General features: G+C 50.4%; 16 protein-coding genes and 1 tRNA gene. 10 read left to right on the top strand and 7 right to left on the bottom strand.

Features of this window, described 5'->3' with window-relative positions:
- The first annotated feature begins 2 nt into the window (after nt 1-2).
- The gene (locus tag ACO9K6_RS18165) at nt 3-3,383 is read left to right on the top strand and encodes an AAA family ATPase (RefSeq protein ID WP_424768966.1); all 3,381 of its coding nucleotides are present in this window, start codon (nt 3-5) and stop codon (nt 3,381-3,383) included.
- 48 nt (nt 3,384-3,431) lie between these two features.
- Here ACO9K6_RS18165 and ACO9K6_RS18160 read toward each other — a convergent pair whose 3' ends face one another.
- The gene (locus tag ACO9K6_RS18160) at nt 3,432-4,472 is read right to left on the bottom strand and encodes a YkvI family membrane protein (protein ID WP_424768965.1); all 1,041 of its coding nucleotides are present in this window, start codon (nt 4,470-4,472) and stop codon (nt 3,432-3,434) included.
- 129 nt (nt 4,473-4,601) lie between these two features.
- Between ACO9K6_RS18160 and ACO9K6_RS18155 the strand changes: the two genes are divergently transcribed.
- On the top strand, nt 4,602-5,891 hold the full coding sequence (locus tag ACO9K6_RS18155) for an ArsB/NhaD family transporter (protein WP_424768964.1): 1,290 nt from the start codon (nt 4,602-4,604) through the stop codon (nt 5,889-5,891).
- 14 nt (nt 5,892-5,905) lie between these two features.
- Here ACO9K6_RS18155 and ACO9K6_RS18150 read toward each other — a convergent pair whose 3' ends face one another.
- Entirely contained in the window at nt 5,906-6,619 is a 714-nt protein-coding gene (locus ACO9K6_RS18150; protein WP_424768963.1) for a hypothetical protein, read from the bottom strand.
- A gap of 234 nt (nt 6,620-6,853) precedes the next feature.
- Here ACO9K6_RS18150 and ACO9K6_RS18145 point away from each other — a divergent pair, with 234 nt between their 5' ends.
- The 4 genes from ACO9K6_RS18145 (at nt 6,854) to ACO9K6_RS18130 (ending at nt 8,639) form a co-directional block, all read left to right on the top strand.
- Nucleotides 6,854-7,423 carry a xanthine phosphoribosyltransferase gene (locus ACO9K6_RS18145; protein WP_424768962.1) on the top strand — a complete coding sequence of 190 codons (570 nt, stop codon included), beginning with the start codon at nt 6,854-6,856 and terminating at the stop codon, nt 7,421-7,423.
- 82 nt (nt 7,424-7,505) lie between these two features.
- Nucleotides 7,506-7,826, top strand: a complete 321-nt coding sequence (locus tag ACO9K6_RS18140; RefSeq protein ID WP_424768961.1) for a hypothetical protein — start codon at nt 7,506-7,508, stop codon at nt 7,824-7,826.
- Nucleotides 7,827-7,936: 110 nt separating this feature from the next.
- Entirely contained in the window at nt 7,937-8,161 is a 225-nt protein-coding gene (locus tag ACO9K6_RS18135; RefSeq protein WP_424768999.1) for a hypothetical protein, read from the top strand.
- Between the two features lie 49 nt (nt 8,162-8,210).
- Entirely contained in the window at nt 8,211-8,639 is a 429-nt protein-coding gene (locus ACO9K6_RS18130; protein WP_424768960.1) for a TFIIB-type zinc ribbon-containing protein, read from the top strand.
- Nucleotides 8,640-8,794: 155 nt separating this feature from the next.
- Here ACO9K6_RS18130 and ACO9K6_RS18125 read toward each other — a convergent pair.
- Nucleotides 8,795-8,881 (bottom strand) — tRNA-Leu (locus tag ACO9K6_RS18125).
- Nucleotides 8,882-9,024: 143 nt separating this feature from the next.
- Here ACO9K6_RS18125 and ACO9K6_RS18120 point away from each other — a divergent pair.
- On the top strand, nt 9,025-9,921 hold the full coding sequence (locus tag ACO9K6_RS18120; RefSeq protein WP_424768998.1) for a divergent polysaccharide deacetylase family protein: 897 nt from the start codon (nt 9,025-9,027) through the stop codon (nt 9,919-9,921).
- Here the strand turns inward: ACO9K6_RS18120 and ACO9K6_RS18115 are convergent.
- A complete protein-coding gene (locus ACO9K6_RS18115; RefSeq protein WP_424768959.1) occupies nt 9,886-10,590 on the bottom strand; it encodes an N-acetylmuramoyl-L-alanine amidase family protein in 705 nt (234 codons plus the stop codon). The genes ACO9K6_RS18120 and ACO9K6_RS18115 overlap by 36 nt on opposite strands.
- A gap of 135 nt (nt 10,591-10,725) precedes the next feature.
- On the opposite strand from ACO9K6_RS18115, the gene ACO9K6_RS18110 reads away from it, so the two are divergent.
- The gene (locus ACO9K6_RS18110) at nt 10,726-10,923 is read left to right on the top strand and encodes a YqzE family protein (protein WP_424768958.1); all 198 of its coding nucleotides are present in this window, start codon (nt 10,726-10,728) and stop codon (nt 10,921-10,923) included.
- Here the strand turns inward: ACO9K6_RS18110 and ACO9K6_RS18105 are convergent.
- The 3 genes from ACO9K6_RS18105 to ACO9K6_RS18095 all read right to left on the bottom strand — a co-directional run bounded on the left by ACO9K6_RS18105 (nt 10,914) and on the right by ACO9K6_RS18095 (nt 14,706).
- Complete coding sequence (locus ACO9K6_RS18105; RefSeq protein ID WP_424768957.1) at nt 10,914-11,804, bottom strand: hypothetical protein; 891 nt, start codon at nt 11,802-11,804, stop codon at nt 10,914-10,916. The genes ACO9K6_RS18110 and ACO9K6_RS18105 overlap by 10 nt on opposite strands.
- A 122-nt stretch (nt 11,805-11,926) precedes the next feature.
- Nucleotides 11,927-12,886 carry a YqhG family protein gene (locus tag ACO9K6_RS18100; protein ID WP_424768956.1) on the bottom strand — a complete coding sequence of 320 codons (960 nt, stop codon included), beginning with the start codon at nt 12,884-12,886 and terminating at the stop codon, nt 11,927-11,929.
- The gene (locus tag ACO9K6_RS18095) at nt 12,883-14,706 is read right to left on the bottom strand and encodes a DEAD/DEAH box helicase (RefSeq protein ID WP_424768955.1); all 1,824 of its coding nucleotides are present in this window, start codon (nt 14,704-14,706) and stop codon (nt 12,883-12,885) included. Before ACO9K6_RS18095 ends, ACO9K6_RS18100 begins: the two co-directional genes overlap by 4 nt.
- Nucleotides 14,707-14,974: 268 nt before the next feature.
- On the opposite strand from ACO9K6_RS18095, the gene ACO9K6_RS18090 reads away from it, so the two are divergent.
- Nucleotides 14,975-18,706, top strand: coding sequence for an LAGLIDADG family homing endonuclease (locus tag ACO9K6_RS18090; protein ID WP_424768954.1), 3,732 nt, complete (start codon nt 14,975-14,977; stop codon nt 18,704-18,706).
- Between the two features lie 285 nt (nt 18,707-18,991).
- Complete coding sequence (locus ACO9K6_RS18085; RefSeq protein ID WP_424768953.1) at nt 18,992-22,039, top strand: ATP-binding response regulator; 3,048 nt, start codon at nt 18,992-18,994, stop codon at nt 22,037-22,039.
- The last annotated feature ends 6 nt before the right edge of the window (nt 22,040-22,045 follow it).

Here is a 22,045-nt window from a genome sequence, read left to right as displayed (position 1 = left end):
ACGTGAGGCTTTTGAGAGCTGAAGTGGATGGATTTGGGCAGCTGGTCGGTCGGCAATTGGATCTCGATGCGCCCGTGATTGTCGTTTATGGTCCGAATGAGGCAGGCAAAAGCACGATGTTCAGCTTCATCCGGACCATGCTTTATGGGTTCGCTAAGCGTACGCAATTTATAGAGCGCCAAGAGCCGGTTAATGGCGGCAAGCATGGAGGCCGAATGTTTTTTGCGGACAGCACAGGCCAGTCTTATGTGCTTGAGCGATATGCGGCGGATAGAGCAGGGAAGCTCAAGCTGCGCAGGATCGGAAGCGATGAGGAAGCTTACGGAAGAGGAACGGAACGCGGTCGCGGGTTAGGTCAAGAGAATGGTGCGTTAGCGGATGAGGCTGTGCTGCTTCAGCCGGAATGGGAACGCCGCTTTCTAGGCGGCATCAGCGATCGGCTGTATCGGCAGCTATTTGCCGTTACGCTGACAGAGCTGCAGGAAATCGGAGCATTGTCAGGCGATGAGCTAGGCCGTTATTTGTACCAAGCCGGTTGGGATAGCGGGAAGTCGGTTGCGGCTGCGGAGAAACGGTTAATGCAGGAAATGGATGTTTTGTTTAAGCCGCGCGGAAGCAATCAGCAGATGAATCAGCAGCTGAAAACACTTGAGCAGCTTGATGCTGCTTTGCGGAAGCGGACAGATGCGATAGCTGCTTATAATGAACTAATGCGGCAGCTGGAGGAGCTGGAGCATTCCTTGCATCACTTGGAGCAGGAGCTTCCCATCAAGAAGGCACAGCAGCAGCTGCTCCATAAGGCTTGCACTGTCAGGTCGCTGTGGCTGCGAAAGGAGCAGCTGGATCGGGAGCGTCAGGCAGTCGCCTATGCCTCTGCTTTGCCGATAGAAGCGGTAAAAAGCTGGGAAGAGCTCGTTAGGCTGCGGTCCGAATGCCGGGAGGATGCCGAGAAGAGCCGGCAGAAGCTGTTGCTGCTTGAGCTTCAGCTGGAAGCAGTAAGCTATGAAGAACGTTTCATCCAAATTTCGGATGAAACGGAGGCTCTGCTGCAATCGGCCGAAACGATCAGGCAGCTGAAGCATGACAGTATGGAGCAAGACAATGAGCTTCGCGAGCAGGATGATGCGATTGCAAGGCTGGTAAGCAGCATTGCGCCGGAATGGACGGAGCGGCAGCTTCGTGAATTTCATGTGACAGTGGCGGACCGTGATTATGTGAGAAGCGCAAGGCAGCAGGAGCTGGAGCATTCGCGGACGGAGGAACGGCTCGCCGCCGAGCTGGAGGCGATTAAGCAGCAGGAGCGTGAAGCGGCGGAAGCGCTTGCCGATGCGGAGTCCGCGATCGAACGCGAGGCAATACGCCGCGAGCATGGCGATGCGGGGTTTGAGATTTTGCCGGGGGCGCGGACTGCGCTGAAGGGGGCGTGGAACGCCCTGGATACGGCGCTCCGCGAGTGGGAGATCGAGCGGGCGCGCGTTGCCGGCGCCGCCGGAGCCGCGAGCGGAAGCGAGGCGGCTGGCCGCGGCGCGGCAGCTGCGGGCCGGGGCGGAGCAGGCCCGCTGTGGGCTGCAGCGGCAGGCGCGGCGGGAGCTGCGCTGGCGCTGGGCGCGGCTGCGCTTAGCGGGGCTGCCGCAGGCGAAGCAGCCGGCGGAGCCGGGCTTGCTGCGCTGGCGCTGGCGATAGCGGCGCTGGCACTAGCGGTGGCCGCGATATGGCGAAGCCGGGGCGGTGATGGAATGCAAACGGATGCAAGACGTGGAGCAGGCGGATTGGTCGCTGGAGAGAGGGATACGAAGGTGAGCGGAGGCAGCCGCCTACGCGGGCGATCCCGAGGCTCAGCGGCTTCGGGCAGCGTGCAGCAAGACGCGGAGCTGGAGGAGCGCGAGCAGCGAGTGCATCAGGCATTAGAGGCGATCGTGCGCGAGCCATCGGAGGCCGCAGCATCGCTACTGGCTGCGAAGCATCACAGCTCGCCCGAGCATCTGCTCGCAGCGGGGCAAGCCCGCACGCAGCTGCTCGCAGCTGTTGAAGCACGCCTTGAGGCGCTTCAACACGGCGAGCGCCTCAGTGACAACCGCAGCGAGCTCGCACGGCGCCACGAGCGACTGCGCGCACTCGCCCATGAGCGCAGCGAGGCCGTTGCCGCCGCGGCACAGACCAGACAAGCCTCCGCCCGGCAATGGGCCGGCTGGCTTGCAGCTCGCGCACTGCCGGAGGCGATGTCGCCTTCAGCGGCGCTCGAAGCATTCGAGCTTGCCGAGCAAGCTTTGCAGCGGCTGCGCCAGTACGACCGGCTGACGGCGAAGCAAGCCGCCGCGCGCAAGCAGGTGGCCGCTTTCACATCGCAAGCGGCTGCGCTGTGCGAGGGATTCGAGGAAGCGGAGCGTCTGCTCGCGGCTGATCCCGTACTCGCTCTGCGACTGCTGCATGCTGAGATACGACGGCACGCAGCAGCCCTGCAGGAGGCGCGGGGCATGGAGGCTCGCCGCGCTGAGCTGCAGCTGGCTCTGGACGCCTCGGAGACGCGTCTGCAGGAGCTGCATGCATCAATGGCAGCGCAAATGGACGCAGCTGGCATCCAGAACGAGCTTCAATATGAGACGGCGCTTACGCATCGTCAGCTAGCTTTCGAGCTTGATATGGAGCTGAACAGGCTGGAGCTGGAAATAACGGCCGGTCTATCTCTGGGACGTATAGCTGAGCTTGCTGAGCTGTTCAAGACGAATGACGAAGAGCAGCTTGCGGAGCTGCAAGCTGCAGCGCAGGCTGAGCTGCTGCAGCTGGAAGAGCGGAGACAGGAGCAGCTGGAGCGGCGAGGAAGCTTGAGGCAGGGGATGGAGCATCTGCTGAAGGAGGAGGAGCAGCAGGAGCTGCTCAGCCAGAAGGAGATGACCATTGCACAGCTGTCTGCGGATGCGGAGCGTTATGCCGTGTTATCGATCAGTGCGGCGTTAATTCGCAGCACGAAACGGATCTACGAGGAGGAGCGCCAGCCGGTTGTGCTGCGGAATGCTTCACGATATATCGCCAAGCTTACGGGCGGTAAGTATATTCGCGTGCTGGCGACGCCAGGCGAGCCGTCGATCCGCTTGGAAGCATCCGATCACCGTTTAATTGACAGCAGCCTGCTTAGCCGCGGCACGGCAGAGCAGGTTTATCTGGCAATGAGGCTTGCACTCGCGGAGGAGGCTTCGCAATCAGTCAGGCTTCCACTCTTGTTGGATGATGTGTTCGTAAACTTTGACCGGCAGCGGCTGCATGCGGTCACAAGCATGGTTGCGGAGCTTGCCGGTGACAGACAAATCATTGTGATGACCTGTCACGAGCATATTCGAGATGCCATGCTGGAGCATTGCAAGGACGCCTTGCTTGTTCAAATGTAAGATGTATTGCGTCTTTATACACTTGCAGCTTCTAATTCTCACTGCTATTTAACCCGGGGCAACCTTTTTCCGAATAATAAGAATAAGCCATCCGAAGCTAACTAGTCCGAACAGCGGGTATAGCGTCGAGAGCAGCATGCCGAAGCCGATTTGGCTGGCCACATAGCAAATCGCAAGAATGATTAGAACAATGAGGCTGCGGGACCATTTGAGCCGTTCGTGAAGCTGAAGCGTCAGCCCGTAAATATCGGCTATGAGCGTCGTGAAAATTTCTGCAAAAATAATAAAAATATAAATAAACTGCACGCTGTATCCAAGCTGACGGGCAATCCCGCCCATCGGAATTGCGAACTGCTGAATACCGGGCATATGCACGGACAAGGCGATATGTCCGGCCATCAGCATGAAGCCCACGCCGATACCGCCTACCCAGGACCCGGCTATGATCGTCTTGCGGTCGCGAATTTCAGCGCCAAGCGGGACGAGCACAGCTTGCGACATCGATAAATTGAACGCGGTATAGAGAAAAGGGGCTGCCCATGCCGCAAATATGGAATGATCGGTTGTCAAGGTAATGAATTTATCAGCCCCGGGCGTTTGGAACGTATTCAAAATAATAAGCACGGTGAACAGCAGCATGATCGGAACGACGATCGCATTGACCATTAGAATAGCGCTCATGCCTTTGCGGAGCAAGAAGTAGCAGGCCGCTATGGTGATGAGCAGTCCGGATTGATAGGAGATGTTCCAGTGCTCATAGAAGATAGTTCCCGCGCCCGCAAGCATCACAGCCGTTACGCCGAGCAGCACAACCAGCATAAAGTGGCTGATCCAGCGACCATATTTTTCGCCAAACAGCGCTTTGTTTAAATCCTCGTATGATTTGGCGCGAATTTCACTTGCGATCAGCATCATTTTTGTTCCGAGCCAGATGAACAAAAAGGTGGACACGGCAATCGTTACCGTGCCCCAATACCCGAAGCGGGTGAAAAATTGCAATATTTCTTGACCGGTTGCAAAGCCTGCACCTACAATAGTTCCCATGTAGGTTGAAGCGATCTGCAGCACCTTCCCAGTACGTTTCCACATCGTCTACCGTCCTCCGTTCGCTCACTCTTCTCTATTAAGAAGGTATGTCCAAAACGGGACAGGCATGACTTTTTATGCGGAATAGGTACCCAATATTTTGAAAGTGAAATTTAGATAGGAGTTCAGGTCATGTCTATGCTCATCACGATTGCCGTATTCTTCACGGCACTGGCACTCATTCTTACAAAGCCGAAGGGTATAAATGAAGCTTATATTGCGTTGGCAGGTGCTGCGCTTCTGTTTGCCGCACAGCTTCTCAAGCCTGAGGACGCGGCATATATTTGGGGGTTTGTCTGGAATGCGACCTTCTCGTTAATCGGTATCATGATCTTTACATCCTTGCTTGATCAAAATGGCTTCTTCAGATGGGCCGCGCTTCATCTTGTCCATCGCTTTCATCATCGTCAGCTTATGCTGTTTATCGGATTATCGCTGCTCGCAGCTCTGATTACAGTATTTTTCAATAATGACGGAACCATTCTGATTATGGTGCCTATCGTGCTGGAGGTGACAGCCTTGTTAAAGCTGTCCCGCGGCGGAAGGCTGATCTTCCTGCTCGGTGTCGGCTTCATGGCGGATACGGCAAGTGCGCCGCTGATGATGAGTAATTTAACGAATATTTTGACGGCGGATTTCTTTGATATTTCATTTGGGGAGTATGCATCGCGAATGGTTCTGCCAGGATTACTGGCGATTGGGGCAACGATTGCTGTGACGACAGCTATGTTCCTAAAACCAATCAAACGAGAAGAAAGCCGAGCGCTTGCGCCGGAATTATTCCCGGAGCCTGCGTCGGCTATTCGCAACAAACCATTGTTTAGGCTGTCTTGGTTCATTATCGTACTGATGATGATTGGTTATCTCGGATCGGAAAGCGTCGGCATTCCAGTGGCTGCGGTTGCGCTCGGCTGCGCAGCGGTGCAATGGCTCGCGGCCGCCTCAGCGGGGAACGCGTCCTTCAAGCAGACCATTCTGCGTGCGCCATGGCTGATCATCGTATTCGCTTTGTCGATGAATCTGATTGTATACAGCCTGCATGTTCATGGAGCGACAGCATGGTTTCCATCGGTCATTGCTCTTGCGGCGGATAAGAACGAATTCACAGGCATCATCGGATCCGGTTTTTTATTCGCGCTGCTGGCTGCAGCCATTAATAACTTGCCTGCAGTACTGATCTCATCGCTCGCGATTGAACAGATAGACGGTCCATCTTATTTGCCGTATGCGAGCTTGTTAGGCACTTCTGTTGGGGCAAAGCTTACGCCGATTGGGTCGCTCGCCACGCTGCTCTGGATTCAGTTAGTAAGGCAGGGCGGGATTACGATTAGCTGGCGTGAATATACGAAATACGGGCTGCTGTTTACGTTTCCGATATTGCTGCTTGCCCTGATGGGGCTGTGGCTTCTGGACTGGTCTTAGGAGCAGCAGCGGTTTTAATGGAGAGAAAGCAGCTTAATGGAGACGATTTCAAGATGAGTCGGGTCCAAATCAATCTTAAGGAGTGCGCCCTGGGCTTCGTACGTTAGCAGATAAGCGGTTTGCTTCTCAGGCTTGCCAAGCAATTTCAATGCCGTATCGGGCTTGTCGCCGATTTGTAAGCCGCTAAGTCCTGCAGAAATGCCAGTGCCATAGACTTCAACATATTGAACGGTTTTCATGTTATTGATGCCGATAGCAAAACCATCATATTCAAGCACTTGAATACGATCGGATTCTTCCTCCAGCGTGTAGCTGTCGATCTCGCTGCCGTGAAGCTCAGATACCTTCAAAGCGCTGTCACCGATTGCAATGCCTTGCAGTATGGGCTTAACTGAGGACCACACCGTATCCTCGCTTTCGATCTTTACATCAGCCTTCGAATCATCCGTACCGCGGATGGCCGAGGTTTCGGCATTCGTATCGCTTTCCGTATCCGCACCATTTACAAGCAGCTCATCCGTTGACCCTTCTTGATCTTGCTCATCAGAATAGGTTTTCTGGGGAGTGTCCGGCTCTTTCCCCACTTGATTAGGGCTTGTGTTATTCGGGTCCTGGCTTTTGAGAGGATCTGCAGCAGGCGCGCTCTGGCAGCCGGCAAGCAGCAGGGCAAGCGCGGCGGTTGCCGCAAACAGAGCAGTTTTGGCAGTTTTTTTGCGTATCTGGTTCATGAGCAGCACTCCTTTAAAATGTATATATAAAAGTAAATGACATTATATATAAACTCTCTATAATATGACGTGTCAACGAAGGGGAAAGTTTCTCCTTTTTTTCATGGATTTGAAATTTTTGCTAAGTACTGCTCCTAATCAGTACTGATCTCTATTGAACTTAGCAATATGGTTGCACTTATTGCCTTACCTATGGTACGTTAACGAAAAGGATTTTGGTGGAGGTTATGGAAGATGGAAAGCTTAAAACAACGCATATTGGCGGAAGCATCGGTATTGTCGAGTGATGTACTTCGAATTGATGCTTTGCTTAACCACCAGGTCGACCCTGCATTGACGATGGAAATGGGACAGGAGTTCGCAAGACGCTTCGCAGAAGAGAAAATAACGAAGGTTATTACGGTTGAATCCTCAGGCATACCAGCGGCCTTTGCGACAGCCTACGTGCTGGGAGTGCCTCTTGTATTTGCTCGACGCAAAAAAACGCTGATCGCGGACCCAGACGCCTATGTCGAGAGAGTGCCTTCTTTTACAAAAGGAATCGTTACTGATATTATGGTTTCCAAGCAGTTTCTAGCGCAAGAGGACCGGGTACTATTTATTGATGATATTATCGCTAATGGCGATGCCGCACGCGGACTAATCAAAATTATTGAGCGTTCGGGCGCGACGCTTGTCGGCTTCGGAATCGTGGTTGAGAAGTCATTCCAGGCAGGCGGAAGAACGCTTAGGGAGCAGGGCATTCGGGTGGAGCCGCTCGTACGTATTTCGTCGCTTGATGATGGCGAAATTAAATTTGAGTAAGATGTTCCAGCACAAATGGTCTTTTCCCATCCATCTTTATCGCTTATAATAATACAGAGATGATCGAGGGGAGGCACACGTTATGGGGGAAATGTCTGCAGAGTTTATGTATTCAAAATTGGGTGACGCGAAGATTCATTTTGAACGTGCGCTAGATTGCAAGCACACCGAATTTGATGATTTATATCCTTATATGATTGAGCATCCGCAGTTTTTCTGGTACAAACGCTATGTAGCCTGGTCTGAGCTGCTCACGATTGTGAAGCTGTGCGACGAGTTATCTATTGAATGGCGGGAGCAATTTACTGACCGTCAGAGCGAATATATCGGCAAGAGAGTCATGTCCTCGCGCGTTTTGGATGAGTGGTATGAAACCAACGATGCGAAAGAGCATGCCGGCTAACGGAATGAATGGTAATGGGAATTGAAATGGACCTCAATGCATTGCGCAAGCAATCATTGGGGTTTTTCAATAGTAACGCAGCGAAAGAAATGGCGGCAGGAGGCAACGATATGGTTAATGAAGAACAATTGGATCAATTCCGAATTAGCGGTGAGACGGTGAGAGTTGTGCGGGACGGTATGGAACAAAATGATGTTCTCGGTATCGTTGTTGCATGGGACGATTCGACGGTCGTGATTAGACGTCCGAATCGACGTGTGGTGAAGGTGAGCCGGAAGTATACTTACGTGCCAGCCTCAGAAGAACGCCCAAGCCCGATTGAGGATGCTACATAAATCTAAAATAGCTTTATTTCATAAAATGATCACAAAGGAGTGCAGCGAAATGAAATGTCCAGTATGTGAAGATGTGCGTATGCGTGAGGTGTTGAAGGACGATGTCCTCATTGATGTTTGTCCAGATTGCAAAGGGGTATGGCTGGACCGTGGAGAATTGGATAAGCTGATGCAGGGTGTTCGGGATATGCAGCAGCAGCTTGGCAGCTATCAGCAGCCGCCGGCAGGCGGCGCTCCTTATGGCAATAGTCAGCAGGGAGGGTATGGAAATCAGCAGCCGGGCAGCTTTGGTGCTCCTCAGGGAGGTCCTGGTTACGGCACAACACCTCCACCCGTGTACGGATCGGGACAAGGCCAAGGCCAGCAAGGCTATGGCAATCAAGGCTATGGTCATAATAAACATGGCTATGACAAATATGGCCGCCCTTACAAGAAGAAGAAAACCGTGCTTGACGTTTTCGGAGATTTATTTGACTAAGAGATTGCAGGAATGGGCTGTCCTTTAGGGACGGCCTTTTTGTGCTCTACAGTATTAGTGAGTACAATAACACCATACGGCTACTCATTGAATTAACATAAAAGATCGTATAAAAGAACAAAGACCCCAGCTCATGAGCTGGGGTCTGTGACATTTGGTGCGGTCGAGAGGACTCGAACCTCCACGGCTGTTACACCACTAGAACCTGAATCTAGCGCGTCTGCCAATTCCGCCACGACCGCATATAACGTGTCAACAGAAAATATCTTATCATGTGACATCCCGCATAGTCAAGTTATTTCTTGATAAAATATTTTTAGCATAGTTTGCACGCTCAACACAAACAATGAGTGTAAAAAAGTGAGAGGTGTGTGCAGTTATGCGTATGCAGTATGAGGATGACAATAGAAAGAACGAACAGGGCGATCAGGTGATCGTAAAGCAGCTTCGAGACAGAAAGATTCTGAAAGTAATGCTGTTCATGCTCGCAGTACTTTGCACAGGCAGCATAACCGGCAATGGAACGGTAAGCGCTCAGCCAGCCCAACAGCTTGCGGCTGCGGAAGAACAACAGAAGCAGCGTACCATCGCAATCGTTATCGATGATTTTGGCAACGGGATGAGCGGCACGGCGGAGATGATGAAGCTGCCGATCCATATCACGGCGGCGATTATGCCGTTCATGCCGACGACGAAGCAGGATGCGGAGGAGGCGCACCGGCTCGGACATGACGTCATCGTACACATGCCTATGGAGCCTAATAAAGGACGGAAGAGCTGGCTTGGACCTGGAGCGCTGACGACGGACCTTAGCGATGCCGAAATTCGCAAGCGGGTCGAGGCTGCCATTGATGACGTGCCTCATGCGATCGGTATGAATAATCATATGGGCTCCAAGGTTACGGCGGATGAAAGGATGATGCGGATCGTGCTTGGCGTGTGTAAGGAGCGCGGCTTGTTTTTCCTCGACAGTAGAACGACTTTCAAGACGGTAGTGCCAAAAATTGCGGCAGAGCTTAACGTCCCGATTGTGTCTAATAATGTGTTTCTTGATGATGTCTATACGGTGGAGCATATTTCCAAGCAAATCGGAGTGCTTCGCAAGCATTTGGAATCGCACACCAGCTGCATTACGATCGGACATGTTGGACCACCCGGGAAGAAGACAGCCTCGGTCCTTCAGCAGTCTATTCCTGTAATGCAGCAAAGCGCGCAATTCGTAAAGCTGACAGAGCTCATGCCAGAATCAATGAACGACCCACTTATATTGCCTAATTCCTGATGCAATGGCAGCAGCAATCTGCTGTTGACGATGCGGATCGGTTAACATGGCGCGATCAGCATCGCTGCTTATAAAGCCCATTTCAACAATGACGGCAGGCTGCTTAACACGCTTGAGCAAATAAAACGGATTTCCTTCGCGAGGAAGGTAAGCAGTATTTTGCAGGCGATTTAGCGCATCTTGAATGGAGAAGGCAAGCAATGCGCTCTCCCCGCGGTTCTGATGGAGGACAAGCGGACCGCGCTGGGAGCTTTTTTTGGACCAATTGACATGAAGACTAACGAGCAGCTCGCTCTCGATTTCCTCGGTAAGCTGTCTTCGCTGCGATAAATCCTTGCGGTGTCTGGAGCGGCTAATATGCCAGCGATTGTCATTGCTTAATGCGTAATCGCCCGTCCGATTCATGACGGCATCGATTCCTTGGCTGCGAAGCAGCAAATAAAGCTTGCGGGCTACAGCCAAGTTAATATCCTTCTCCAGCACATCAGCTGCTGAAGCGCCGCCATCCACGCCGCCATGACCAACATCAATAATGACTACTGTAGAGGGCAATACCCAATCCTGTTTAGAGGCTGCAGGCAGCATCGGCCAAGCACTGTCCGACGCAGCTGCATTGGCGGCACCTGCCATCCATAACGCGATAAAGCCAAGTATCATTTTACGAAGCATAATAAGTGTGCCTCCAGATCCATGTGATTTAGGTTTAGCGTGGCTGTTTGGAGGGAAACTCATGCATGTTTACTTTTGAAGCGGCCGGGGAAAGCTTATAGCATCAGCAATAATGAAAAGGAGAGGGGTGAGAGCATGGCGAAGAGCGACGAATATGTGAAATATATGGCTGAGCAATTTTTAACTTATTTGGAGACCCCTAAGGAAGAACGAAAGCAAATAAAAACGTCAGCCAAAGCACGAAGAGAGCCTTGGCTGACGCGGTGGTTCGGCTGGGGGCCGATGAGCTTGATGTTATGGTGGCGTGGTCGAATGGAGCAGCGTCATCGGTAAAAATGTCCCAGCTCGAGCAGCAGCTGAAGGGGAATATAGCGGCGTTCTGTACCATCTAATCCTTCCTCAAGCGCAAGGTAAAGATGATCATTATCCCATTTATTGTAGCCTACGACGGACCACACATACAGCATTTGGCCATCGAACAGCTCAGCGGCATAGCGGAGCTGTTCTTTGTTGTTCAAGCTTTTAAATAATGATGAGTAAGAGCTGGTATTCACATGGAGCGGCTCCTTCGTTAACCAAGGCAGCTTCGCAAAACGATCAAATGAGGATAAAGTAACGTGCTTAAGCAAATTGGCGGTTGCTGGAGCCTGCTCTTTATCGGGATGATTTAATGAAACAGAGGCTTGTGCAAGCCAGTCGGCAGGCTGAACAGGGAGCAGCTCTCCGCTTGCAGCGTCTGTATAAAATATTTCTTGCTTAACTGTTACTTTCCATGCGGCGAGCAGAGGGTGTACGTAAAGCGCTTCGATCTGCTCAGCTGGCTGCATCAGCTCGAGCTGCTTGATTGAACGCGATAAGGTTTGCTGATCGAATATTGGATGGTTGCCTGTGCCGTACTCGCCTAGCTGGTAACCCCCTTGCTCGATGGCATTGACAACCAAGTAGCCGATCGTATCATTATTATGTTTTACAAGTACAAGCCAGCTGTGCGTTCCTGGTCCAATGGGAGATATATGCAGGGACGCCCGCTTCCATTCCGTGAAATGAGGCTGCTCTGCAAGCTCGTCCACCCAATGCCGGACTTGCTGTTGAAGCGGCTGTGTGACAGATGCGGGCGCAGCAGCTATGGGCTGCCGTGCTTGCAATGCCCCGGCATAAAGCGCAATGGCGGCTAGTAAGCACGCAGCCGTTATTTTTACGAATAATTTTCTCATCAAATTCACCTCCATTTCATTGTAAGGGACAAGTTATAAGAAGGCTGTAGCATCCTGTCATGCGGCACAGCCCGGGAACCGCCTTTTTTTGACGTATGGCTTGGAAATAGGTCTAATGTTTGTCAATCGATTCCTTCCAGATGAAAGATACCGCAGTTAATGGCGGATGCCGTCACGCGCGGCTGGTATTGCCAACGAATTTCCTCTTGCCGCTGCTTGAACTGCTCCTCGATCACCGGTTTATTCTCCGCAAGCGCATGATTGAGAAGAGGAGTGTAATAGCTGCTGATTCTCTCCAGCTCCTCCTCCAGCCTAGCGGAAGCGTCCGCCGCCCAGCTGTAATCATAGCTGCGCAGCTTGCGCTCTAGCGCCTGCTCGACGATCCCAAGCGCTTTATTGAAGGAGATCCCGTTCTTGGTCACATGTATGTTGGGAGGAAGCCGCGGCGTAAGCTTGTGATCAAGCAGCCGATCGTAAAAATGCTCCACGCATTGACCTGTGGCGAGGGACACGCCAAAGCAATGAATTTCTTCCCGTTTTCGATCGCATGCAAACTCAACGCGCATATTAATGCCGATCCATGCGGTATAAGGTGTGGAGCTGAAGGGATTGCTATTGCGTTTGTCCGGCTCCTGAAATAAATAGACGAAGCTGCCCTTCGCCTTCGCCGCATCGAAGAGCTGGTCCAGCTTGCGCGCGCCAAAATATAAATCCTCGCGAGGCACGCGAGCAGGCGCAGCTAGGCTGCCATGTATAAAGCCTAGCGAACGGCCCAGTGCCGCATTCGCCGCATTATCCTGTGCGGTAAGGGCCGGGTCTTGCAGCTCGGCCGCCTTCTGTGCGGCTTTGCTCTCTTCGACAGCGTCGTATTTCTGCTTGTCCGTAACGAACAGAAAGGTCATCGTCTCCGGCTCGGCGCCCACCCGATCGACGAAGCTCCAATAATAGGGACGATTCGTCAGCTCGCGGTCTGCATGCGGGGAGAGCTTAACGGTGAAATGTGAAGGTGATTTTTCTAAAATTGCGCATTCGGTCGCTTCCAGGTAACGGTTTACGAATTTGTGGACCTGCTTCTCGTTCAAGGTTTCACCTCCACGGTTTCTCCAAGCGTATCCAAATTAACAACCAGATCAGGAGCGGGTGCGTATGGATTATGCCCGGTCTGGACCTCATCGCGAATGCGGCTGAGCGAGGAGCCCAGCTGGTTCAGCTGCTCTTTCAAAGCCGAGTCATTGCCCGCTTCCAGCAGTACTTTGGCGAGTTTCTGCTCCAATGAGCCATCGCCCTTCTCGAACTTCTCCAAAATATGATCCAGCTCGCCAATCACAAGCTCAAAAAGATTGATTTTCTCATGCAGCAGGTTGACGATATGCTCTTCGATCGTGCCAAGCGTGCACAAATTATAAATTTTCACGTCCTCCTTTTGGCCAAGACGATGGACGCGACCGATCCTTTGCTCGACTCTCATCGGATTCCAGGGCAAATCGAAATTGATCATATGGTGGCAAAACTGAAGGTTGATGCCTTCGCCGCCCGCTTCTGTTGCGATAAGTACCTGAGCGCGGCCGCGAAATAGATCCATCATCCAATCCTTCTTGCCTCGGTTCATCCCGCCGCGATAGGGGACGGCGACCATATTTTGCGCACGGAAAAACTGCAGCAAATATTCCTGCGTAGCCCGGTATTCTGTGAAAATGATAACCTTGTCGTTGAATGACTTGACAAGCTCCATCGCTTTCTCGGCTTTCGTATTTGCTTTGATGTTTTTGATCTTCTCGACAAGCTCCCATATTTTTGGACGAATCGGCGAGTCTTCCGCTGTCTTCTTAAACAAATTAACGAGCGTTAAGAACACGGCATCCCGGCTGCTGCACACCTCGCGCTGCAGCGTAACGAGCGAGAGCATGCTCGTCATATCGCCGCCGCTTTCCTCATAACGCTCCTTCACGAAGCCGGTGACCGCATCGTACAGCGCCTTTTCGTCTTCAGAAAGAGATAGCGGAACATTTTTGACAAAACGCTTTGTAAAATGAATGCCGCCATCCCCGCGCCGATTGCGGATCATAACGGTTGAGAGCGCCTCCTGCAGCTGGTCTTCATTTTTTGGCAAACGCTTATCAACGACGAAGTTAGCCGCGAAATCGCTTTGTCCGCCAAGCTGGCCGGGCTTGAGCAGGGTGATCAAATTATAGAGCTCATCAAGATCATTTTGTATAGGGGTTGCGGTAAGCAGTAAACAATATTTTTTGCGCAGCAAATTAGCGAACTGGTAGTTCGTCGTTTTCTTATTTTTCAGCTTGTGGGCTTCGTCGATAATGATCAAGTCATAATCGGTGCTGAGCACAAGCTCGCGGTGCGGATCACGCTTGGCAGTGTCGATTGAAGCGACAACAACGTCGTAGCCCCACGTATGCTCCTTCTTCTGGGCGATGGCTGAGATGCCAAACTTCTGATTCAGCTCCCGAACCCATTGCAGCACGAGAGACGCAGGCACGAGGATAAGCACGCGTTTGGCTAAGCCGCGAACGATATATTCCTTAAGCACAAGGCCGGCCTCTATCGTTTTGCCGAGCCCGACCTCATCCGCAAGAATAGCGCGCCCGCCCATTTCATGGACGACCTTTCGTGCAGTGCTGATTTGATGAGGCATCGGCTCAAACGATGGCAGCGAGCGGAGGCATAGTAATTGCTCGAAGCTTTCGATTCGTTTTGCCTGCTCAGCCTCCATAGTAAGCTGATATAAGGTCCAATTATCCCATGGACCATTGTGTGTCAAGCGGTTTTGAAGCTCGTCGAACCAGGTGCGGTCACACTGCAAATCTACAAGAGGATGAAGCTTTCGTACCGTTATGGATGTGTTAGCGTCTGCTAAGCCAGCCTGCGGCGTATTGGGATTTGACATCGGATGCTGCTCCTTCCGCAGTATAAGGGATAAGTAGTAATCAGTATTTCCTTATCGTTCAATAATAATAAGAAGCTGCCCAAAAAAGAGAGCTGACAAGCCAAAGAGTGAGCGAGACAGACTACAGAGAATGGGCAGTTCTATTTAGCCATTAAGCAGGATGGATAACGATATATAGTATGCTATAATCGATTCAAAACACAATATATTGTGGTAGATAGGTGTAGTACAGGGAAGCTTCAAACAAATGAAGGAGGAATGAAAGACGATGGAGACTACGCGCGGGAAACGACTCGAGGGACTAAGCGAAAAAATCTTTTTGGATCGGTATGCTTGGAAAAATGCGGATACAAGCGGGACAAAGGTTGGTGATGTCGTCCTTGTTCTGACGAAGGATGATCCGAAGTTTCCGGCAAAAGAGGTCGGAGAAGTCATAGCCCGCGAGGGTAATGCTGTGCAGGTGCGGCTTAGCAGCGGCGATCTTATCGATTCGAGTGTGGATAAGCTTTCGCTTACGATTGAGAAAACACCCGAGGAGATGTGGGACCGATTGGCGGGAGCGATGGCGTCTGTGGAGAGCGGCGCAGAGACGCAGAAGGATTGGGAGCAGAAATTCAGATACATTTTGGACGACTGGAAGCTTGTTCCCGGGGGACGGATTGCGGCGGGTGCGGGCGCGAGCGAGGAGCTGACGTTATTTAACTGCTATGTGATCCCATCACCGAAGGACAGCAGAGGAGGCATTATGAAGACGCTCGCGGAAATGACGGAAATTATGGCTCGCGGCGGCGGTGTCGGTATGAATCTGTCCTCGCTTCGACCGAGACGCTCCATTGTTGCCGGCGTGAACGGCTCCTCCAGCGGCGCGGTGTCTTGGGGAGGCTTGTTCAGCTATACAACGGGCTTGATTGAGCAGGGTGGCAGCCGAAGAGGTGCACTAATGCTGATGATTAACGACTGGCATCCCGATGTCATGGAGTTTATTACGGTGAAACAGACGATGGGACAGGTCACGAACGCGAACCTATCCGTTTGCGTGAGCAATGCCTTCATGCAGGCGGTGAAGGAGGACCTGGACTGGGAGTTAGTTTTCCCTGATACGAAGGAAGAGGGCTATAACGAGCTGTGGACAGGAGACCTCGAGGAGTGGCGGCGGCTTGGTAAAAAAGTTATTTATTACAAAACCGTTCGCGCGAGAGACATATGGCATACCGTAATTAAATCGGCATGGAAATCCGCTGAACCTGGTGTCGTGTTCATGGAATACTACAACCAAATGTCGAACAGCTGGTATTTTAATCCGATTATTAGTACGAATCCTTGTTTTCATCCAGATACGCGTATATCTACACAATTCGGACTGATTAGAATAGAGGATTTGTATAAGAAAGTTGGAAACCAGTCCTTTAACGTAGTTACAGATGAACGATTGGTACAGCAAGCCAAGGTCGCTGGCGGCCATTCCTATGAAGTTACGGGAACAAGTATACGTTCCGGATCGGTATTTCCAACCGGATTAAAGCAAACGCTCAAAATTGAGTTAAATAACGGAATGGAGCTCAAAGTTACACCTGAGCATCGGATTTATACCGCAGAAGGCTGGAGGGAGGCGCAGCAGCTTAAGCCAAAAGACGTCGTTTATATTCAATCTGGTAAAGGCTTGTTTGTTGAACGGGATCAGCTAGGCGAGCAATGGGGAATGTTTTTAGGTTGGTTAACCGGTGACGGATGGCTTTCCAGTCGCGGTGATATTGGTATGGTTTTCGGCCAAGACGATTCTGAAATCATTCCGCATATAATCCAAGCAGGGAAAAACTTAAGCGGTGCAGAAGCAAAGCTGTTCACGAGGAAAAATGGAACTAGCCAGATATATTGGTGGCGGAGGGCATTTCGTGAGAAGTTAATGGACCTAGGTGTGAAAGCTGTACCTGCCTACGATAAGGAAGTTCCTGCTTGTATCTTTACAGCAGCTAAGGAAACAGTTGCTGCTTATCTACAGGCATTGTTCAGTGCTGATGGAACTGTATATGAAAATGATGTTATGCATCGTTCGGTACGCCTTGCAGCATCATCCTTAAAATTACTGCAGGATGTTCAGCTTTTATTATTGAACTTTGGAATACACGGTCACATCTGTAAAAGAAATAAGAGACAGCAACAAGCTCTTTCTTCTCTAAATCATAATGGGGAGCATCGTTCTTGCGAATCTAGACCTTTTTACGAATTGATATTGTCAGGTAACAATATTCATACATTTAAAGAGGAAATCGGATTTAAATATTTACTAAGAAAACAAGAAGCTCTTGAAAGAATTTCACATAAATCAAGTAAAAATGAGAAGTTTATAGCTAAAGTGGTTTCCGTATCGGTTGATGAATTCGTGCAAGTATATGATGTGACAGAGCCAGTCACTCATTCGTTAATAGCTAACGGCATGGTTGTTCATAACTGCGGAGAACAGGGCCTTCCCGGCTGGGGCGTCTGTAATTTGTCCGCCGTTAATCTGTCTAAGTTCTATGACTCTTCAAAGCATGATGTCGATTGGGATGAGCTTGCCAAGGTGACGCGCTGGTCGGTTCGTTTTCTGGATAATGTCATCGATAAGACGCCGTATCACTTCGAGGAGAATGAGCGGAACCAAATGCTGGAACGCCGGATCGGACTTGGCACGATGGGGCTTGCCGAGCTGATGATCAAGCTCCGCATTCGATATGGAAGCCCGGAGTCGCTGGCTTTTCTGGATAAGCTGTACGGCTTTATGGCCCGTGAGGCTTATTTGGCCTCGACGGAGATCGCCTCAGAGAAAGGCTCGTTCCCGGCGTTTGATGCCGATAAATTTGTTCAAAGCGGTTTTATGAAGCACATGATAGCCGGGTTTCCGGAAATTGGAGAGGCTGTTGTAGAAAATGGCATGCGGAATGTGACGGTTCTTACGCAGGCGCCGACCGGCAGCACGGGAACCATGGTTGGCACCTCCACCGGGATTGAGCCGTATTTTGCTTTCGAATATTACCGTCAAAGCAGGCTAGGCTTCGATACGCAGTACGTGCCAATTGCGAAGGAATGGAAGGATGCGCATCCAGGCGCGGAGCTGCCGGAATATTTCGTGACCGCCATGAGCTTGTCAGCGGAGGATCATATCCGGGTGCAGGCCGCGATTCAGCAGTGGGTTGACAGCTCAATTTCGAAGACGGCGAATTGTCCCGCTGATTTTACCGTGGAAGAAACCGAGCGGCTGTATGAGCTAGCGTTCGAGCTAGGCTGCAAGGGCGTAACGATCTATCGGGACGGCAGTCGGGATGAGCAGGTGTTGTCGACAAAGAAGGAAGAAAGCAATGAAGCCGGCGGTGAGACTGTGGATGCAGGAAACACGGCTTCGCAGGTTGAGGATTATGTCGGGTTTGATTCCGAACCGGTTGAGTCGGCCATTCCCGCCGTTCATGCCGATCAGGTGGTTGACAAGCAATACAAGCGTAGGCCGCAAGTGCTAAGAGGCGCGACATATAAGGTGAATACGCCGTTCGGTATGGCCTATATCACAATTAATGATTTGAACGGCACGCCGGCCGAGATTTTCCTGAATGTCGGCAAAGCAGGCTCGGATGTTTTCGCGATGGCCGAGGCGCTTGGGAGGGTCTGCTCGCTTTTTCTTCGTTATGGCGACCACGGCAGCAAAGTGAAGCTGCTGATCAAGCACTTGAAGGGCATCGGCGGAAGCGGAGCAATAGGTTTCGGCGTGAATCGGGTGGAGTCCATTGCCGATGCAGTGGCTAAGTCGCTGGAGCTTCATATTGGAAGGGAAGGGGAGCAGCATGCGGTTAATGCTTTAACGGCTACTAGTGGCTATGCGCAATACGCTATGTTCGAACAGCCGGTTGACGGAAAGCTTATTAACGACTTAAGCTCCAAGGATCTTTGCCCGTCTTGCGGCGCCGCTGCATTGATTAATATTGAGGGCTGTAAGCAGTGTAGTCAGTGCGGCTATAGCAAGTGCAACTAAGTGTTAAAATGGAAGTTTTCATAGTAGCTCATAAACAATCAGGACGAGGCTGCCGGCATAACCGGCGGCCTTTTTTTTCACCTGATTGGCAGGATTAATTAGAATGAATCGGGTGTCACGTCCCAAACTGATTAGAAAACGTTTCTGCCGCATGCGAGTTGTCGCCGTTCTGCCTCTAATGAATGCTACCTTGTTCGCTTTTTACGAATAATGGTGCTTCTTTCTAATTTTTTGTGGTAATCTTGTATAAAAAAGTAGAAGTTTGTCGAACAACGGGGTAATGCTATGAAAATTAAACTGGAATTTATATTTAGCATTCTGCTGATTCCCGTTCTGCTGTGGGGAGGGGTATCCGTACTAACCGAGAAAAAAGAAAAGACTCCCAAGGCCAATCAAGGATTACTTGACTTAAGCGGTTATCATTTTGCGGGGAAAGACCCGATCGCATTAGACGGCGAGTGGGAGTTTGTGCCCGGCTTTTTGGTGGATACAGCATATTTCAATAGGGAAGGGGAGGGGAAGATCTATGTGCCTGTTCCTTCGCTGTGGTCAAAGTACAAGCTTGAAGGACAAAAGGTCCCTCTTTACACGAGTGCCAGCTATCGATTGCGCATAAAGCTGCCGGACAATAATCAAGTTTGGGGCATTAAAACGACAAATATCCGCATGTCCAACGCAATCTATGCGAACGGAGAGCTGATTGGACATAGCGGGATGCCAAAGCGCGACCGTTCTTCTTATATACCGCACAATACGCCCTATGTTGCCTATTTTCATAACGGAGATGATCAGCTGGAATTGGTTGTGCATGCAGCCAATTTCGATTATGCTTCCGGCGGAGGCATCGTTGCGTCTATCTATTTGGGGGATGCGGACAGCATCAACCGGTTTCGAGAGAAAGCGATGGCCTATGATTTTATTATGATCGCTTCCCTCATGATCATGGGACTATACTTTCTCGGATTTTACGCGCATCTTCGCAGGGATATCCATTTATTGTTTTTTTCGCTTTTTTGCTTTGCAATGGTCTGCTATTCCGCGACTCACGGTGAAAAAATATTGCACCTGATGCTTCAGGCTATGCCGTATGGTTTGTTCTTAAGGCTTCAAGGCATATCAACTCTGCTGATCGGGCTTTTTTTGCTGTTATATTTTCACTTTTCCTTAAAGCCGGTTTCCGCCCAAAAGGCAGTGAAAGGCTTAACGATAGCCGGCATCCTGCTCGTGTGTTCGATGTTCCTGCCTATACGTATAAACTCCATGTTGGAAGTCGTTTGCTTTATCTACTTGATAATGATCATCCTGACAATTCTATTTATTCAAGTCAGGGCAATCCTGAACCGCACGACCGGCAGCGTGTACCTAATGCTAGGCACCTTTACTATGATCTTGTATTTTCTAACGGGAACTTTAAATCTGATCGCCAATCTCAACATTAATGCGCTTCCTCCATTTGTGCCGTATATTTATCTGCTTATGCTTTCTTTATTTATGGCACATCGGTTTGCAGATACATTCAATAAAAATAAGGAGCTTTCCGAACTCCTGATTCGGGCGGACCAGTTCAAGGATGAATTTCTGGCCAAAACGTCGCATGAATTTCGTACGCCGCTCCACGGGATGATTGCGATTTTACAATCCATGCTTAGCCGTTCGGACAGCGGCTCTCTCACAAAAAAGCAGATCGAGAAAGTAAATTGGGTTGTCGACATCGCCAAGCGGTTATCCGCACTGGTCAATGATATCTTGGACCTCTCAAAGCTGAAATACGGTGAGTTGAGTATCGAAATCAAAAATGTCGATCTTTTTACCAATACATATATGGTCACAGAAGTATTTTCGTACATGCTGCAAAAAAAGATTGAGATCAAAAATGGGGTTTCGCGCGATCTGCCTTATGTGAGAGCGGATGAAAACCGGCTGCGGCAAATATTATATAACTTGATCGATAACGCGATTAAGCATACGGAACAGGGTATTATTGAAATTACAGCTTATGAGAAAAACGGCTTCATCACGGTTTCCGTAAAAGATTCGGGCTATGGGATTGAGAGAGATAAGCTTGAATCTATTTTTGATCCTTACCGGCAGTCAGGCACCTTGGAGCAAAATAAGCAAGGCATTGGTCTGGGACTAAGTATTTCCAAGCATCTGGTCGAGCTGCAGGGCGGAGAAATTTGGGCCGAATCCGAGCCGGACAAGGGATCTGCCTTTATCTTCCGGATTCCTTCTGTGCCAGCGGGAGAAAAAGTGGAGCATATGGGCGAAAACATCCATTATGGAGCTGCCCATGAACAGACAGGCTATTCTGACTTTCCTGTTATAGCGGGAGATCCGGAAGGAAAAAAAGTGATTATAGCGGACGATGACGATACGAATCTTAAAGTTCTGATCGAAACGCTGGAACCGGAGGGTTATTATATCATCGGAGTGAACAATGGGGTGGATGTGCTGAAGCAGCTGACCGAACATGCCGATGTGGACTTAATTCTTCTTGATATTATGATGCCGGGAATGTCAGGCTATGAGACCTGCCAAAAAATAAGAGAAACCTATACTTTGCCGGAGCTGCCTGTTCTCATGCTGACAGCGGCTATATTGCCGGCGGACATGGTAGCAGCCTTCCAATCCGGCGCCAACGATTTTTTGCATAAACCGTTCGATTCGCTTGAATTGAAAGCTAGAATCAGCAATTTGATTATGCTGAAACAATCGGCGCGAAGAGCGGTATCGATGGAGGTGGCGTTTTTACAAGCGCAGATTAAGCCTCACTTTCTATATAATGTGTTAAATTCCATTCTATCATTAAGCTATATGGATATTGATAAAACAAGAAGCATGATTACGAGTTTCGCAGCCTTTTTAAGAGGAAACTTCGATTTCAGCAATACGAATCGGCTCGTGACGCTGGAGAAGGAGCTCTTCCTGGTTCATACGTACGTTGAAATTGAAAAAGCGCGTTATCCGGAGCAATTCACCTTTGAGCTGGAGAAGGAGACCGGCATCAACTGCCTGATCCCTACGCTGCTATTGCAGCCGATTGTGGAGAACGCGATACGGCATGGCGTGATTAAGAAAGGCAATAACGGCAAGGTGAAGCTGACTATTCAACGAGCTGGAAAAATGGCCGTATTTGAAATTGAAGATAACGGGGCGGGTATGTCCAAGGAGCAAGTGCATCAAATATTTTCCAGTCACGATCTTGGAAGCGTTGGGCTGTTAAACATCTCCAAGCGGATTCATCAGCACCCGGAAGCATCCTTCCTGGTGAAGAGTGCACCGGATAAGGGCACAACGATTACGATTACAATGCCATACTATAATCCAAATTGAAGAGTG

Source organism: Paenibacillus praedii, from assembly GCF_049725345.1.
Lineage (GTDB): Bacteria > Bacillota > Bacilli > Paenibacillales > Paenibacillaceae > Pristimantibacillus.
This window is presented reverse-complemented; position numbering and strand designations above follow the sequence as displayed.

What these genes read in the sequence shown, in the direction of transcription:
- ACO9K6_RS18160 (WP_424768965.1), bottom strand. Translation starts at nt 4,472, where the DNA reads ATGTGGAAACGTACTGGGAAGGTGCTGCAGATCGCTTCAACCTACATG.
- ACO9K6_RS18155 (WP_424768964.1), top strand. Translation starts at nt 4,602, where the DNA reads ATGTCTATGCTCATCACGATTGCCGTATTCTTCACGGCACTGGCACTC.
- ACO9K6_RS18150 (WP_424768963.1), bottom strand. Translation starts at nt 6,619, where the DNA reads ATGAACCAGATACGCAAAAAAACTGCCAAAACTGCTCTGTTTGCGGCA.
- ACO9K6_RS18145 (WP_424768962.1), top strand. Translation starts at nt 6,854, where the DNA reads ATGGAAAGCTTAAAACAACGCATATTGGCGGAAGCATCGGTATTGTCG.
- ACO9K6_RS18140 (WP_424768961.1), top strand. Translation starts at nt 7,506, where the DNA reads ATGGGGGAAATGTCTGCAGAGTTTATGTATTCAAAATTGGGTGACGCG.
- ACO9K6_RS18135 (WP_424768999.1), top strand. Translation starts at nt 7,937, where the DNA reads ATGGTTAATGAAGAACAATTGGATCAATTCCGAATTAGCGGTGAGACG.
- ACO9K6_RS18130 (WP_424768960.1), top strand. Translation starts at nt 8,211, where the DNA reads ATGAAATGTCCAGTATGTGAAGATGTGCGTATGCGTGAGGTGTTGAAG.
- ACO9K6_RS18120 (WP_424768998.1), top strand. Translation starts at nt 9,025, where the DNA reads ATGCAGTATGAGGATGACAATAGAAAGAACGAACAGGGCGATCAGGTG.
- ACO9K6_RS18115 (WP_424768959.1), bottom strand. Translation starts at nt 10,590, where the DNA reads ATGCTTCGTAAAATGATACTTGGCTTTATCGCGTTATGGATGGCAGGT.
- ACO9K6_RS18110 (WP_424768958.1), top strand. Translation starts at nt 10,726, where the DNA reads ATGGCGAAGAGCGACGAATATGTGAAATATATGGCTGAGCAATTTTTA.
- ACO9K6_RS18105 (WP_424768957.1), bottom strand. Translation starts at nt 11,804, where the DNA reads ATGAGAAAATTATTCGTAAAAATAACGGCTGCGTGCTTACTAGCCGCC.
- ACO9K6_RS18095 (WP_424768955.1), bottom strand. Translation starts at nt 14,706, where the DNA reads ATGTCAAATCCCAATACGCCGCAGGCTGGCTTAGCAGACGCTAACACA.
- ACO9K6_RS18090 (WP_424768954.1), top strand. Translation starts at nt 14,975, where the DNA reads ATGGAGACTACGCGCGGGAAACGACTCGAGGGACTAAGCGAAAAAATC.
- ACO9K6_RS18085 (WP_424768953.1), top strand. Translation starts at nt 18,992, where the DNA reads ATGAAAATTAAACTGGAATTTATATTTAGCATTCTGCTGATTCCCGTT.